Raw genomic sequence first — 14051 nt, forward strand, 5'->3', positions numbered from 1 at the left:
GGTTTCCTCACGGTGCCTTGGCGGGGGTTCTTGTAGCGGTCACAGGCGCAGGCGCTCGATCTCCTGCAGCATCGCGCGCTCCATCACCGCAATGGGCGCGTCCTGGCCGGTGTACAGCTCGATCTGCCGGCAGGCCTGGTGCACGAGCATGCGGGTGCCGGCGACGGTCGTGCAGCCGAGCTGCCGGGCCTGGCGCAGCAGCGCCGTCTCGACCGGCATGAAGGCGACGTCCATCACCACCAGGTGGGGGCCAGCCGACCGTCCAGGGGATTGGCCTCGGGCTGGCGGAAGCCGGCCGAGGTCGCGTTGATGACCACATCGAAGTCCGCGGCCGCGAAATCGTCGATGCTGCCGCCGAAGCCGACGTCCAGCGCCGTGGCGAGCGCCCGGCCGCGTTCCGCGCTGCGATTGAAGACCGTCACCCGGGCGCCGGCCTGCCGGCAGCCGTAGACGACCGCCTTCGCCGCGCCGCCGGCGCCGATCACCGCGATGCGCTTGCCGGCCGGCCGGGTCGCTTCCTGCAAGGCGCGCACCGCGCCCAGGAAGTCCGTGTTGTAGCCGGTCAGCGCGCCGTCCCGGTTGTCGATGGTGTTGACTGCGCCGATCGTCTGGGCCGATTCGTCGAGCGCGTCGAGGTACGGCATCACAGCCGATTTGTACGGCATGGAGACGTTCATCCCGCGCACGCCCAGCGTGCGTATCGCTTGGACGGCGGCGCGCGGGTCCTCGACGCCGAAGCACACGAAGGTGTAGTCGAGGCCGAGCGCCGCATAGGCCGCGTTGTGGATCTTCTCGCCCAGCGAGAAGGGCTCGCCCATGATCGAGCCGCACAGGGTGGGAATGGAGTTGGGCATGTCGGTTTCCTTGGGTTGGGGGAGAACAGTTGTTGGAGGGGGAGGCGTCCGTGGCCGGTGTCGTCCACCGCGCGGCCTGCCGGGTCCGTTCCGGTTCGCCGCGCGCGCCGTGCCCGGCCGCGCTAGCGGCGGGGGCCGCTAGACGACGCTGGTCAGGCCGCCGTCCACGTGCAGCATCTGGCCGTTGACGAAGTCCGAGGCCGGCGAGGCGAGGAACACGGCGGCCCCGCACAGCTCCGCCAGGTTTCCCCAGCGGCCGGCCGGCGTGCGCCTGCACAGCCAGGCGGAGAACTCCGGGTCGTCGACCAGGGCGCGGTTGAGTTCCGTCCGGAAATAGCCGGGGCCAGGCCGTTGGCCTGGATGCCGTACCGGGCCCAGTCCGCGCACATGCCCCGGGTGAGCATGCGCACCGCGCCCTTGCTCGCGGCGTAGGGGGCGATCGACGGGCGCGCCAGCTCGCTCTGCACCGAGCCGATGTTGATGATCTTGCCGCGCCGCCGGCCGATCATGCGGCGGGCGACGGCCCGGGAGACGTGGAAGACGCCGTCGAGATTGGTGCGCATGAGGTCGTTCCACTGTCCGGGATCGAACTCTTCCAGCGGAGCGCGGTGCTGGATGCCGGCGTTGTTGACCAGGATGTCGATGGGGCCGAGGCACTCTTCCAGCTCGGCGACCGCGGCCTCGACCTGCGCGCCGTCGGCGACGTCGAAAACGGCGAACTCCGCCTCCACGCCTTCCGCGCGCAGCGCTTCGCAGGCGGCGCGGGTCCGTCCGGTCTGCCGGCCGTTGATCACCACTGCCGCGCCCGCCTGCGCCAGGCCGCGCGCCAGTTCGAAGCCGATACCCCGGCAGGAGCCGGTGATCAGCGCCCGGCGGTTGTCGAGGCGAAACAGATCAGCTGGATTTATCATCGGTGGCTCCGGTGCACTGGCGAAGTTCTTTGCGTTGCGCATTACTTCAACGCAGCTCTCGGGGGAGTCCAATTGTCGTTGCTGATGCTGTTATCATGATTTTTGATCAGAATCGGCAACCGCTTCGCCGACCAGGAGAACGCCTATGGAACTCAAGCATTTGCGCGCTTTCGTCGTGCTGGCCGAGGAGCTCCATTTCGGCCGCGCGGCGCAGCGCCTGTCGATCGTGCAGCCGGCGCTCAGCATGCAGATCAAGGCGCTGGAGGAGGAGCTGGGCGCGAAGCTGTTCGACCGCGACCGACACTCCGTCGCGCTCAGCGAGGTGGGCCGCATCTTTCTCCCGGAGGCCCGCGCGGCGCTGCACCAGTCGGCCCGGGCGATGGACATCGCCAGGGCCTCGGGCCGCGGCGAGGTCGGCCGGATACGCATCGCCTTCGTCTCCTCGGTGCTGCCCAACCTGCTGCCGACGCTGATCCGCACCCTGCATGCCCGCTTCCCGCGGATCGAGGCGGAGCTCAAGGACCTGCCCACGCCCGACCAGTTGGCCGCGCTGCGCGACGGTCTGCTCGACTTCGGGCTGGTCCGCCTGCCCGTCTCCGCCGCGGGCATCAGGACGCGGGTCGTGCTGCGCGAGTCCTTCGTCGTCGCCCTGCCGGCGGATCATCCGCTGGCCGGGTGCGCCTCGCTGCGCCCGGCCGACTTGGCGCAGGCCCCGCTGTTTCTCCTGGCGCGGCGCTATGCGCCGGGCTTCTACGGCGAACTCGTCGCGGCGCTGGAGCGGCACGGCGTGGCCCTGCAGGCCGTCTCCGAGCTCGGCGAGTTCACCACCATGCTGGCGCTGGTCTCGGCCGGCCTCGGCCTGGGGTTGCTGCCCTCCGAGGCGGCGCAGGCGCTGCCGCCGAACGTCGTGGCGCGGCCGCTCGAGCTGGGCGGCCACCGGGCCGCGCTCGGCCTGGCCTGGACGGAGCTGGACACGCCGCTCAAGAACACCCTGTTCGCGCTGCTGCAGGAGCTGTTTCCCGGCCATCCCGATTGAGACGCGCGTCGGCGTCGTTCCCGGACCGCGTGTGCGCAGACGGGCGGGCCGTTGCTGCGTTAGAGTGAGGACAGAAGGCCGATCGGGATGCTCGCGCCTGTCGCCGCCGCCCGATCCTCCTTGAGCGAAGCGCCGCCGCGCGGCCAGAGAGGACTCCCATGAGCAGGACCAACGAATCCCTGATGCAACGCCGGATCGCCGCGGTGCCGCGCGGCGTCGGACAGATCCACCCGATCTTCGCCGAGCATGCGCGCAACTGCAGCGTGGTCGATGTGGAGGGGCGCGAGTACATCGACTTCGCCGGCGGCATCGCCGTGCTCAACACCGGCCACTTGCACCCGAAGATCGTCGAGGCGGTGCAGCGGCAGCTGCACAAGCTGTCGCACACCTGCTTCCAGGTGCTGGCCTACGAGCCCTATGTCGAGCTCTGCGAAAAGCTCAACGCGCGCGTGCCGGGCGACTTCGCCAAGAAGACCCTGCTGGTCAGCACCGGCTCGGAGGCGGTGGAGAACGCCGTGAAGATCGCCCGCGCGGCCACCGGGCGGACCGGGGTGATCGCCTTCACCAGCGCCTACCACGGACGCACCCTGATGACCCTGGCGCTGACCGGCAAGAAGGTGCCCTACGCCGCCGGCATGGGGCTCCTGCCGGGCGGCGTGTTCCGTGCCCGCTACCCGAGTGCGCTGTGCGGCGTCGACGTGGCCGAGGCGCTGGCCAGCGTCGAGCGGATCTTCAAGAACGACGCCGAGCCGCGCGACATCGCCGCCATCCTGGTCGAGCCGGTGCAGGGCGAGGGCGGCTTCAACGTCGCCCCGCCGGAGTTCATGCGCGGTCTGCGGACGATCTGCGACCAGCACGGCATCCTGCTGATCGCCGACGAGGTGCAGACCGGCGCCGGGCGCACCGGCACCTTCTTCGCCATGGAGCAGATGGGCGTGGCCGCCGACCTCACCGCCTTCGCCAAGTCCATCGCCGGCGGCTTCCCGCTGGCCGGGGTGTGCGGCAAGGCCGAGTACATGGACGCCATCGCCCCCGGCGGGCTCGGCGGCACCTACGCCGGCAGTCCGCTGGCCTGTGCCGCGGCCCTGGCGGTGCTGGAGGTGTTCGAGGAGGAGCGCCTGCTCGAGCGTGCCCGGAGCATCGGCGCGCGGCTGAGCGAAGGGCTGCGGGCGATCCAGGCGCGCCATCCGTCGGTCGCCGAGGTGCGCGGCCTCGGTGCCATGGTCGCCATGGAGCTGTGCGAGAGCGGCGACGTCCTGAGGCCGGCCGGCGCGCTGACCGGGCAGATCGTCGCCCGCGCCCGCGACAAGGGGCTGATCCTGCTGTCCTGCGGCACCTACGGCAACGTGCTGCGCTTTCTGATGCCCTTGACCGTGCCGGACGAGCTGCTCGAGCGCGGCCTGGCGATCCTCGCCGAGTGCTTCGACGAGCTGGCCTGAGCCGGCCCGCGGCGGCGCAGGGCGGACCGCCGCCCTTGCCGCCCCGGCGGTGACGCGGGAAACTGCACGCCTTTGCCGCAAGTCGCCCCGAGGTTTCCATGCAACCCTTCGCCATCGCCCCGTCGATTCTCTCCGCCGACTTCGCCCGCCTGGGCGAAGAGGTGGACAAGGTCCTCGCCGCCGGCGCCGACATCGTCCACTTCGACGTGATGGACAACCACTACGTGCCCAACCTGACCATCGGCCCGATGGTCTGCACGGCGCTGCGCAAGTACGGCATCACCGCCCCATCGACGTGCACCTGATGGTCAAGCCGGTCGACCGCACCATCGGCGACTTCCTCGACGCCGGCGCCAGCTACATCACCTTCCACCCGGAAGCCTCCGAGCACATCGACCGCTCCCTGCAACTGATCAAGGACGGCGGCGCCAAGGCCGGCCTGGTGTTCAACCCGGCCACCCCGCTGGACTGCCTGAAGTACGTGATGGACAAGCTCGACATGGTGCTCTTGATGAGCGTCAACCCGGGCTTCGGCGGGCAGAAGTTCATCCCCGGCACCCTCGACAAGCTGCGCGAGGCGCGCGCCCTGATCGACGCCAGCGGCCGGGACATCCGCCTGGAGATCGACGGCGGGGTCAACGTGAAGAACATCGGCGAGATCGCCGCCGCCGGCGCCGACACCTTCGTCGCCGGTTCGGCGATCTTCGGCCAGCCCGACTACAAGGCGGTGATCGACGCCATGCGCGCCGAACTGGCCCGGGTGCGCCCATGACGACCCCGCTGCACGGCCTGTTCGGCGGGCGCCTGCCGAAGCTGGCGATGTTCGACCTCGACGGCACCCTGGTGGACTCGGTGCCGGACCTGGCGGCGGCGGTCGACCGCATGCTCGTTCAACTCGGCCGGGCGCCGGCCGGCATCGAGCGGGTGCGCCTGTGGATCGGCAACGGCGCGCCGGTGCTGGTGCGCCGTGCCCTGGCCGGCAGCCTCGACCACGCGGGTGTGGACGCGGCCGAGGCCGCGGCGGCGCTGGCGCTGTTCATGGACGCCTATGCCGACAGCCACGGGCTGACCCGCGTCTATCCCGGCGTGCCGGAAACCCTCGACTGGCTGCGCGAGCGCGAGGTGGCCCTCGCCCTGATTACCAACAAGCCGTCGCGCTTCCTGCCCGAGCTGCTGGCCGACAAGGGCCTGGACGGCTACTTCCGCTGGATCGTCGGCGGCGACACCCTGCCGCAGCAGAAGCCCGATCCGGCGGCGCTGCTCTGGGTGATGGGCGAGGCCGGCGTGACGGCCGGGGAAGCGCTGTTCGTCGGCGACTCGCGCAACGACGTGCTCGCCGCCCGGGCGGCGGGAGTCGCCTGCGTGGCGCTGTCCTACGGCTACAACCATGGCCGGCCGATCGCCGAGGAGGGGCCGGCGCTGGTGCTCGACGCGCTGTCCGCGCTGGTTGATTCGGCACCGGCGGCTGCGCTAGTGTGACCACTCGAATCGTTCATTCCGCCCCCGAGAGAAACGCAATCGTGGTGGTCTCCCGCAAACTCTGGATGAAGGTCATCAAGGCCCTGGCCCGCTGGCGCTGGCGCGCCTGACGACCTCCCCTGCCGGTTCGCCGGCGCGTTTGCCCCTTTCCCGTAATTCCCGCCCGCCACGAGGCTGATTCATGACCCGCGAAGAATTCCTGCGCCTGGCCGCCGAAGGCTACAACCGCATTCCGCTCGCCTGCGAAACCCTCGCCGACTTCGACACGCCGCTGTCGATCTACCTGAAACTCGCCGATGCGCCGCACACCTACCTGCTCGAGTCGGTGCAGGGCGGCGAGAAGTGGGGCCGCTACTCGATCATCGGCCTGCCGGCGCGCACCGTGCTGCGCGTCCACGACCACAGTGTCTCGATCAGCGTCGACGATATCGAGGTGGAGCGCCACGCCTGCGAAGACCCGCTGGCCTTCGTCGAGCAGTTCAAGGCACGCTACCGGGTGCCGACCCTGCCGGGTCTGCCGCGCTTCAACGGCGGGCTGGTCGGCTACTTCGGCTATGACTGCGTGCGCTACGTCGAGAAGAAGCTCGCCCGTTGCCCGAATCCCGATCCGCTGGGCACCCCGGACATCCTGCTGATGGTTTCCGACGCGGTGGTGGTGTTCGACAACCTGGCCGGCAAGATGCACCTGATCGTCCTCGCCGATCCCGGTGCGGCGGATGCCTACGAGCAGGGCCAGGCGCGCCTGCAGGCGCTGCTGGAACAGTTGCGCCAGCCGCTGGCGCCGCGCCAGGGCATCGATCTTTCCGCCCCGCCCGGTGCCGAGCCGGCATTCCGCGCCAGCTTCGGCCGCGAGGACTACGAGCGCGCGGTGGACACCATCAAGGAGTACATCCTCGCTGGCGACTGCATGCAGGTGGTGCCCTCGCAGCGCATGTCGATCGACTTCAAGGCCGCGCCCATCGATCTGTACCGGGCGCTGCGCTGCTTCAACCCGACCCCCTACATGTACTTCTTCGACTTCGGCGACTTCCACGTGGTCGGCAGCTCGCCTGAGGTGCTGGTGCGCGTCGAGGACGGCCTGGTCACGGTGCGCCCGATCGCCGGCACCCGCCCGCGCGGCACCAGCGAGGACGCCGACCTGGCACTGGAAAAGGACCTGCTCTCCGACGCCAAGGAGCTGGCCGAGCACCTGATGCTGATCGACCTGGGCCGCAACGACGTCGGCCGGGTCGCCGACACCGGCTCGGTGCAGGTCACCGACCAGATGGTCATCGAGCGCTACTCCAACGTCATGCACATCGTCTCCAACGTCACCGGCCAGCTCAGGGAAGGGCTGACGGCGATGGACGCGCTGCGCGCCATCCTGCCGGCCGGCACCCTCTCCGGCGCGCCGAAGATCCGTGCCATGGAGATCATCGACGAGCTGGAGCCGGTCAAGCGCGGCGTCTACGGCGGCGCGGTCGGCTATCTGGCCTGGAACGGCAACATGGACACGGCGATCGCCATCCGCACCGCAGTGATCAAGGATGGCGAACTGCACGTGCAGGCCGGCGGCGGCATCGTCGCCGACTCGGTGCCGGCGCTGGAGTGGGAGGAAACCATCAACAAGCGCCGCGCCATGTTCCGCGCCGTGGCCCTGGCCGAGCAGGGCGGGGCCTGAGCTGAGGCCCTGCAGGGCTTCTGATCGCCAGCAAGCTGGCTCCTACGCCGGATCGAGCGCCCGGCGCAGGGGATCATCGGCGAGCGGGCGAAGCCCTGGCGGGCGTAGAAGCGCTGGGCGTCGAGGTTGTCGGCGTCGGTCAGCAGCGTGATGCGCCGGCAGCCGCGGCGGCGCGCTGTGGCAATGGCCGCCTCCAGCAGCTGCGTGCCGAGGCCCCGGCCGCGGGCCGCGTCGTCCACCACCATATCCTCGAGCAGCGCCACCGGCGCGCCCAAGGCGGTGGAGATCGTGTAGAGCAGGTTGACCATGCCGAAGGTCCGTCCGTCCTCCTCGGCGAGCAGGATCTCGCCGACATCCGGGTTTTCGATGATCGCCGCCAGGCCGCGCTGCTGCGCCTCGCGGTCGGGGCTGAACTCGGCCTCCTGGGCGAACAGCTGGTCGAGCAGGCGGCACAGCGCCGGGATGTCGGCGGACGTGGCGGGGCGGATCTCCATGGGCGTTTCTCCTGAGGGGGACATGGGCCGGCAGGCGCCTGGCCGGGCTTCTACCGGGGACGCGGCGGGCTTAACCTTCGATGGCAGGGCCGTTGCCGGCAGGCCGGCATGATAGCGCCCGATCCCGGCCCCGGCCCTCCTTCCCTTCGCCTGCCAAGGAGCGAACCATGCAGATGCCCGTCAACACCTTCAAGCAGCGCCTAGCCCGGGAGGCGCAGATCGGCGTCTGGGTCGGCCTGGCCGATCCCTACTGCGCCGAACTGGCGGCCAATGCCGGCTTCGACTGGCTGCTGCTCGACGGCGAGCACGCGCCCAACGACCTGCGCTCGCTGCTCGGCCAGTTGCAGGCGGTGGCGCCCTACGCCGGCCAGGCGGTGGTCCGCCCGCCGGTCGGCGATCCGGTGCTGATCAAGCAACTGCTCGACATCGGCGCGCAGACCCTGCTGGTGCCCATGGTGGAGAGCGCCGGGCAGGCCCGCGAGCTGGTCGCCGCCATGCACTACCCGCCGCACGGCATCCGCGGGGTCGGCGCGTCTCTGGCGCGTGCCTCGCGCTGGAACAGCATCCCCGACTACCTGGACGCGGCCGACGCGCAGATGTGCCTGCTGGTCCAGGTGGAGAGTGTCAGGGGGCTGGAGAATCTCGACGCCATCGCCGCGGTCAAGGGGGTGGACGGAATCTTCGTCGGCCCGGCGGACCTTTCCGCCTCCATGGGCCATCGCGGCGCACCGGGCCATCCGGCGGTGGTGGCGGCCATCGAGGACGCCATCGCCCGCATCCGCCGCGCCGGCAAGGCCGCCGGCATCCTCGCCACGGACGAGGCGCGGGCGCGCCGCTACCTGGAGCTGGGCTGCGCCTTCGTCGCCGTGGGCGTCGACACCAGCCTGCTGATGCGCGCGATGAAGGCCCTGGCGGGCCGCTTCAAGGGCGGCACCGCGGAACCCGCGGGGAACGGCGGCGGCTACTGAGGCGCCGGCCGCGATCAGAAGGTCTTGGAGATCGAGGCGACGATGTTGGCGTCGCAGTAGGTCTCGTTGCCGGTGTAGTTCTCGCACTCCTCGTTCTTCAGGTCGGTCTCGGTATAGGCCAGGCCGAACTGCAGGCCGACGAACTCCTTGCTCACCCCGACGTACCAGTCGTAGTAGGAGTCCTCGCCCTGGGTCGCGCCGTCCTTGTAGAAGGAGTCGTCCTTGAAGTCGTACTTGCCGACGCGCAGGGACAGCCCCACGCCATAGGGCAGGTCGCGCTTGTAGCCGACGTAGGAATAGACGGCGGTGTTGTCGTGGCTGTAGTCGTCGGAATAGTTGACGCCGACCTTGAAGCCGTAGGCGGAGAGGCTGCCGTAGTACTCGCTGTAGTTCAGGTCGGCGTTGCCGAGGTCGTCGCCCGGGTAGTCGTACTTGAGCCAGCCCACGTCGAAGGTCAGCTCCTCGGTGAGCTTGTTGCTGTAGCCGAAGTAGTAGTCACGTTCCGTGGTCGCGTCCGAGGTCTCGTAGTCGGTGTTGGAGACCCAGGCGCCGACGTACAGCCCGCTCTCGTGGACGATGTCCAGCCCGCCCTGGATGGCCGTGTCGCCCTTGGTCTGCGAGATGCCGCGGAAGATGTACTCGGAGGCCAGGGTGGCGTTGGCGCTGATGCTGAACTCGCCCAGCGGCGTGTCCACCGTCGTCCCCGCCACGGCGATGCAGGTGCCGGCCATGGCGCCGGCGGTGGTGAGGGCGAGGGTCGTTTTCTTGAACATGACTCGTCTGTCCTTGGGGTTGCGGTGCGCGCGGGGCGCGCAGGTCTGGAGGATGATCCGGTAAGGCTGTTTTTGAGATAAGCACAGGGCTTGCCAACCATCAAAAAACTTCTGAAAAAGAGATTTCCTTGCGCTTTTCAGGGGTTTTCTGCACCACTTATGGCGTATTGAGCCCGAGGCGTGCATCGTCCCGGTGCGCCTGCTCCCGGAGGACATGGCGAGGCTGCACTGCCGGCAGGCAGCCCTGGCCCTGCGACGGAGCATGTGTCCGGGGGAGTGATCCGGCAGGGGGCTGCAGGGCGGGCTCGGGTGATAACGGAGCGGTGGACGGAGCTGGTGCGGGCAGCACCCAGGCTGCTTCAGGAGAGGGCGGGGGCTGTATCCGCTGCCCGCTTTCAGCCGTGCTGCAGGGGCAGGCCGATCCGCGCCCGCAGGCCCGGGCCGGGCCGCTCGGACAGTTCCAGGCGGCCGCCGTGCTCGCGGGCGATGCGCTCGGCGATGGCCAGGCCGAGGCCGGCGCCCGGCGCTCCGCCGCGGGCGTGCTCGCCACGGCGGAAGGCCTGCTTCAGCGCCTCGGCGTCCCGTCCGCCGAGGCCTGCGCCGCTGTCGATCACCTCGAGCCAGGCGCTGTCGCCGTCCATGCCGCTGCGCAGGCGGACCGGCGGGCGGCCGTGGCGCCAGGCGTTCTCCAGCAGGTTGGTCAGTGCCCGGCGCAGCGCCGCCGGGTGCATCCGCACCGGCGGCGGCGCACCCAGCTCCAGCTGCAGCGGCTGGCCGTGGTCGGCGTAGGCGGCCGCCACTTCCCGGGCCAGGACGTCGAGCTCGCCGGCCACCGCCGGTTCCTCGCGGCTGTCGCGGGCGAAGTCGAGGAACTGTCCGACGAGTGCGTCCATCTCGGCGATGCTGCGCCGCAGGCTGGCGGCCACCTCAGGCTCGTCGCGGCCGGCGAGGATCTCCACGCCCAGGCTCAGCTTGGCCAGCGGCGTGCGCAGGTCGTGGGAGAGGCCGGCCAGCATCAGGGCGCGCTCGCGCTCGTTGCGCGCGAGGCTGTCGCGCAGGCGGTTGAAGCTGCGGCTGAGGCTGGCGGTTTCCTCCGGCCCATCGTCCGCCAGAGGCTCCGGTTCGCCGCCGCGGCCGAGGCACTCGGCGGCCTGCACCACGCGGGTCAGGGGCCGGTTCAGGCGGCGCTGGATCGCCAGGGCGCCGGCCAGCGCCAGCAGCCCGGCGCCCAGCGAGGCGAGCAGCCATGTGCCGGTGAACAGGCGCTCCGCCAGGATGCCCGGCACCGCCAGCCAAAGGTCCTCGCCCTCCAGGCGCAGGCGCAGCACCGGGCCGCCTCCGGCCTCGCGCAGCCAGTGCACCTCGAGGTCGTCGCCGGCCAGACGCTCGGCCAGGCGCCGGGCGAAGCTGCGCTCCAGCGGCGGCAGCGGGGTGGGCGGCCCGTCGCCGCCGGCGATGCTGTGGCCGGCCAGGGCCTGCGCGTTGAAGCGGGCGACGAAGGCCGCGCGCTGCGCCGGCGGCAACGCCAGCAGGGTGGCGCGCAGGGCCGTCGCATTGTGTGCCACGCCGGCGGCGATCTGTTCCAGGCGCGGTTCGAGGATCAGCCGGCGGGCGAGCAGCGCCCCGCCCAGCTGGCCGAGCAGGATCAGCAGGGCGATCAGCAGCAGGCTGCGGCCGAACAGGCTGCGCGGCAGCAGCCTCATGGCTGGTCCTCCGCGCGGCCGTCGGGCATGAACAGGTAGCCCAGCCCCCAGACCGTCCGGATGTAGCGCGGCTGCGCCGGATCGTCCTCGATCGCCCGGCGCAGGCGCATGACCTGCACGTCGATGCTGCGGTCGCTGGCCTCGTGGTCGCGGCCGCGGCTCAGCTCGATCAGCCGGTCGCGGCCGAGGGGCCGCCGTGGATGCCGGGCCAGCGCCTGGAGCAGGGCGAACTCGCCGCTGGTCAGGGGGATGTCGCGGCCGTCGCGGCTCAGGCGCCGTTCGCCGAGGTGCAGGCTGAAGGGACCGAAGCCGATCCGTCCGTCGCCCGGCAGCGGGCCGCTGTGGGCGCCGAGCATGCGCTGGCGGCGGATCAGCGCCTCGATGCGCGCCTGCAGCTCGCGCGGGTTGAAGGGTTTGGGCAGGTAGTCGTCGGCGCCCATCTCCAGGCCGATGATGCGGTCCAGCGGATCGCCGCGGGCGGTGAGCATGACGATGGGAATGGTCTCGCCCTGCGCGCGCAGGCGCCGGCACAGCGACAGGCCGTCCTCGCCGGGCATCATCACGTCGAGCACCAGCACGTCGAAACGCTCGCGGCCGAGCAGGTGCTCCAGCCGCTGGCCGCCGTCCAGGGTGCGCACCGCATAGCCCTGGTCGCTCAGATAGCGCTGCAGCAGCGCGCGCAGGTCGTGCTCGTCATCGACCACCAGAATTCTTCCCAGGGCCTCGCCCATTTCCTCTCTCCCGTCGGTTGCGCCGTGAGGGTGACGCAGGAGCCACCCCTGCGCCCGGGCAATCCATGACAAAGGGTTACAGAAGCGCCCGCCGCTCACCGATTGTCACGCATTGCCCGGCGCCGGCAACGGTTCGCTCACGGCTCCCGCCGATAGTGGCTTCCGCCGCCAGACGACGACATCCACTCAAGAGGAGTCCATCCCATGAAATCCCTGTCACCCATCTTCGCCGCCCTGCTCGCCCTGTCCGCCGGCCTGGCGTTCGCCGACGCCCAGGCCGAGGAGCGCCGCGTGGTCCGCACGAACGGCCAGGGCGGCGGCAGCGCCACGCAGCTCGAGCGCCACGCGGGGCAGCGCGGCAGCCTGCAGCGCGGCCGCGTCATGGTCGCCGACGGCCAGGGCAATGCCAGTGCCGCCCGCGGTGCCAGCCTGCAGGACAGCGACGGCGGCAGCCTCGAGCGCCGCGCCAGCCGTTCGCGCAGCGACGACGGCAGCCGGCAGAACGAACGCAGCCTGTCCGCCACCGGCAGCCAGGGCAGCAGCCTGCAGAGCAACGGCAACCTGACCTACTCCGCCGAGTCGGGGCTGAGCCAGAACCGTTCCACCAGCCTCACCAACGCGGCCACCGGCAACAGCCTGCAGGGCAGCACCAGCTACAGCCGGGACGGCGGCCTGACCCGCAGCGTCGCCTGCCTGGACGCCAGCGGCGCCAGCATCGCCTGCCCCTCGCGCTGATTAGCCTTTCACAGGAGAAACGCCATGCGTACCCCTTTCATCCCCGTTATCCTCGCCTGCGCCCTGTTCGCCACGGCCGGCGTCGCCCTCGCCGAGCCGGCCCGCGGCGAACGCCTGCAGGCCGAGCTGCAGCAGCGCTTCGCCAGCGCCGACCGCGACGGCGACGGCCGTCTGAGCGCCGAGGAGGCCAAGGCCGGCATGCCCTTCGTGTCCCGCCACTTCGCGGCGATCGACGCCGAGGGGCAGGGTTCGGTCAGCCTGGAGCAGCTCAAGAGCTTCGCCCAGGCGCAGATGGCCCGGCGCAAGGGCGCCCAATAAAGGAGGAACCGCCATGCCCATCGAAACGATACGCGACACCCTGGGGCCGCAGGCGCTGCCCTGGTTCGCCGCGGCCTTCCTCGTGCTGGTCGGCATCGCCTGCGTCGAGGGGCTGGCGCGCAGCCTGCTCCGGCCGGGCTCCTACGACTGGCGGGCCAGCGCCGCCTCGTTCGCCGACGCGCTGATCCGCCGCGGCGTGGACGCCCTGGGCCTTTCCCTGGTGGCGCCGCTGTTCGTGCTGGCCTGGGAGCACCGCCTGCAGACCCTGGAGATGTCCACCCCGCTGGCCTTCGTCGCCCTGTTCCTCGGCCAGGACTTTCTCTATTACTGGTATCACCGGATGGCGCACCGGGTCCGCTGGTTCTGGGCCAGCCACACGGTGCACCACTCGCCCAACCAGCTGAGCCTGGCCACCGCCCTGCGCCTGGGCTGGACCGGCAGGCTGGCCGGCAACGGGCTGTTCTACGTGCTGCTGGTCTGGCTGGGCTTCCCGCCGCTGGCGGTGACCGCCGCGGTGACGCTCAACTTGCTCTACCAGTTCTGGGTGCACGCGCCCTGGATGCCCCGGCTCGGCCCGCTGGAGTGGCTGCTGAACACGCCCACCCACCACAAGGTGCACCATGCCAGCAACCCGGAATACCTGGACTGCAACTACGGCGGCGTGCTGATCGTCTTCGACCGGCTGTTCGGCACCTTCGTCGAGTACCGCCCGGAGATCCCCATCCGCTACGGCCTCACCAGGCCGCTGCACAGCTACAACCCGCTGCGCATCGCCCTGCACGGTTGGCTGGAGCTGGGCCGCGACCTGCTCCGGGCGCGGGGCCTGCGCGCCCGCCTGGGGGTGCTGGTCGGGCCGCCCTGAGGCGTGGGCCGGCCGTCCCGCGAGGCGCCGGCCTGCCGGCGGGCCGCCTATACTCGCTGCGGCCCGCGCCCTTCGGGGTGGCCGTCCC

At 70.9% G+C, this 14051-nt stretch carries 11 protein-coding genes and 4 pseudogenes; 9 read left to right on the forward strand and 6 right to left on the reverse strand.

Features of this window, described 5'->3' with window-relative positions; all coding sequences use genetic code 11:
* Window positions 1-39 precede the first annotated feature (39 nt).
* Both aroE and Atro_RS16250 read right to left on the reverse strand, forming a co-directional pair.
* A pseudogene (aroE, locus tag Atro_RS16245) lies at window positions 40-854 on the reverse strand (shikimate dehydrogenase).
* A 138-nt stretch (window positions 855-992) separates the two neighbouring features.
* Window positions 993-1765, reverse strand: a pseudogene (locus Atro_RS16250) (SDR family NAD(P)-dependent oxidoreductase).
* 145 nt (window positions 1766-1910) lie between these two features.
* Here Atro_RS16250 and Atro_RS16255 point away from each other — a divergent pair.
* The 5 genes and pseudogenes from Atro_RS16255 to trpE all read left to right on the forward strand — a co-directional run bounded on the left by Atro_RS16255 (window position 1911) and on the right by trpE (window position 7379).
* Window positions 1911-2801: a LysR family transcriptional regulator gene (locus Atro_RS16255; protein WP_497923893.1), complete on the forward strand. Its 891-nt coding sequence runs from the start codon at window positions 1911-1913 to the stop codon at window positions 2799-2801.
* 158 nt (window positions 2802-2959) lie between these two features.
* Window positions 2960-4240: a 4-aminobutyrate--2-oxoglutarate transaminase gene (gabT, locus tag Atro_RS16260; protein ID WP_497923894.1), complete on the forward strand. Its 1281-nt coding sequence runs from the start codon at window positions 2960-2962 to the stop codon at window positions 4238-4240.
* 98 nt (window positions 4241-4338) lie between these two features.
* Window positions 4339-5012, forward strand: a pseudogene (gene rpe, locus Atro_RS16265) (ribulose-phosphate 3-epimerase).
* Window positions 5009-5719: a phosphoglycolate phosphatase gene (locus Atro_RS16270; protein WP_497923896.1), complete on the forward strand. Its 711-nt coding sequence runs from the start codon at window positions 5009-5011 to the stop codon at window positions 5717-5719. Before rpe ends, Atro_RS16270 begins: the two are co-directional and overlap by 4 nt.
* A gap of 181 nt (window positions 5720-5900) precedes the next feature.
* A complete protein-coding gene (trpE, locus tag Atro_RS16275; RefSeq protein WP_497923898.1) occupies window positions 5901-7379 on the forward strand; it encodes an anthranilate synthase component I in 1479 nt (492 codons plus the stop codon).
* Between the two features lie 143 nt (window positions 7380-7522).
* Here trpE and Atro_RS16280 read toward each other — a convergent pair.
* A pseudogene (locus Atro_RS16280) lies at window positions 7523-7897 on the reverse strand (GNAT family N-acetyltransferase); the annotation flags it as partial.
* A 143-nt stretch (window positions 7898-8040) separates the two neighbouring features.
* On the opposite strand from Atro_RS16280, the gene hpaI reads away from it, so the two are divergent.
* Entirely contained in the window at window positions 8041-8841 is an 801-nt protein-coding gene (gene hpaI, locus Atro_RS16285) for a 4-hydroxy-2-oxoheptanedioate aldolase (RefSeq protein WP_497923899.1), read from the forward strand.
* A gap of 14 nt (window positions 8842-8855) precedes the next feature.
* Here the strand turns inward: hpaI and Atro_RS16290 are convergent, their stop codons facing one another.
* The 3 genes from Atro_RS16290 to ompR all read right to left on the reverse strand — a co-directional run bounded on the left by Atro_RS16290 (window position 8856) and on the right by ompR (window position 12048).
* On the reverse strand, window positions 8856-9614 hold the full coding sequence (locus Atro_RS16290; protein ID WP_497923901.1) for a TorF family putative porin: 759 nt from the start codon (window positions 9612-9614) through the stop codon (window positions 8856-8858).
* A 395-nt stretch (window positions 9615-10009) separates the two neighbouring features.
* Window positions 10010-11317 carry an ATP-binding protein gene (locus Atro_RS16295; RefSeq protein ID WP_497923903.1) on the reverse strand — a complete coding sequence of 436 codons (1308 nt, stop codon included), beginning with the start codon at window positions 11315-11317 and terminating at the stop codon, window positions 10010-10012.
* Window positions 11314-12048: an osmolarity response regulator transcription factor OmpR gene (gene ompR, locus Atro_RS16300; protein ID WP_131338971.1), complete on the reverse strand. Its 735-nt coding sequence runs from the start codon at window positions 12046-12048 to the stop codon at window positions 11314-11316. Before ompR ends, Atro_RS16295 begins: the two co-directional genes overlap by 4 nt.
* A gap of 204 nt (window positions 12049-12252) precedes the next feature.
* Here ompR and Atro_RS16305 point away from each other — a divergent pair, with 204 nt between their 5' ends.
* The 3 genes from Atro_RS16305 to Atro_RS16315 are packed head-to-tail and all read left to right on the forward strand — an operon-like array spanning window position 12253 to window position 13963.
* A complete protein-coding gene (locus Atro_RS16305) occupies window positions 12253-12783 on the forward strand; it encodes a hypothetical protein (RefSeq protein WP_497923905.1) in 531 nt (176 codons plus the stop codon).
* A gap of 24 nt (window positions 12784-12807) precedes the next feature.
* A complete protein-coding gene (locus Atro_RS16310) occupies window positions 12808-13101 on the forward strand; it encodes an EF-hand domain-containing protein (protein WP_497923907.1) in 294 nt (97 codons plus the stop codon).
* A gap of 13 nt (window positions 13102-13114) precedes the next feature.
* The gene (locus tag Atro_RS16315; RefSeq protein WP_497923909.1) at window positions 13115-13963 is read left to right on the forward strand and encodes a sterol desaturase family protein; all 849 of its coding nucleotides are present in this window, start codon (window positions 13115-13117) and stop codon (window positions 13961-13963) included.
* Window positions 13964-14051 lie beyond the last annotated feature (88 nt).

The sequence above is a fragment of the Azotobacter tropicalis genome (assembly GCF_059739045.1).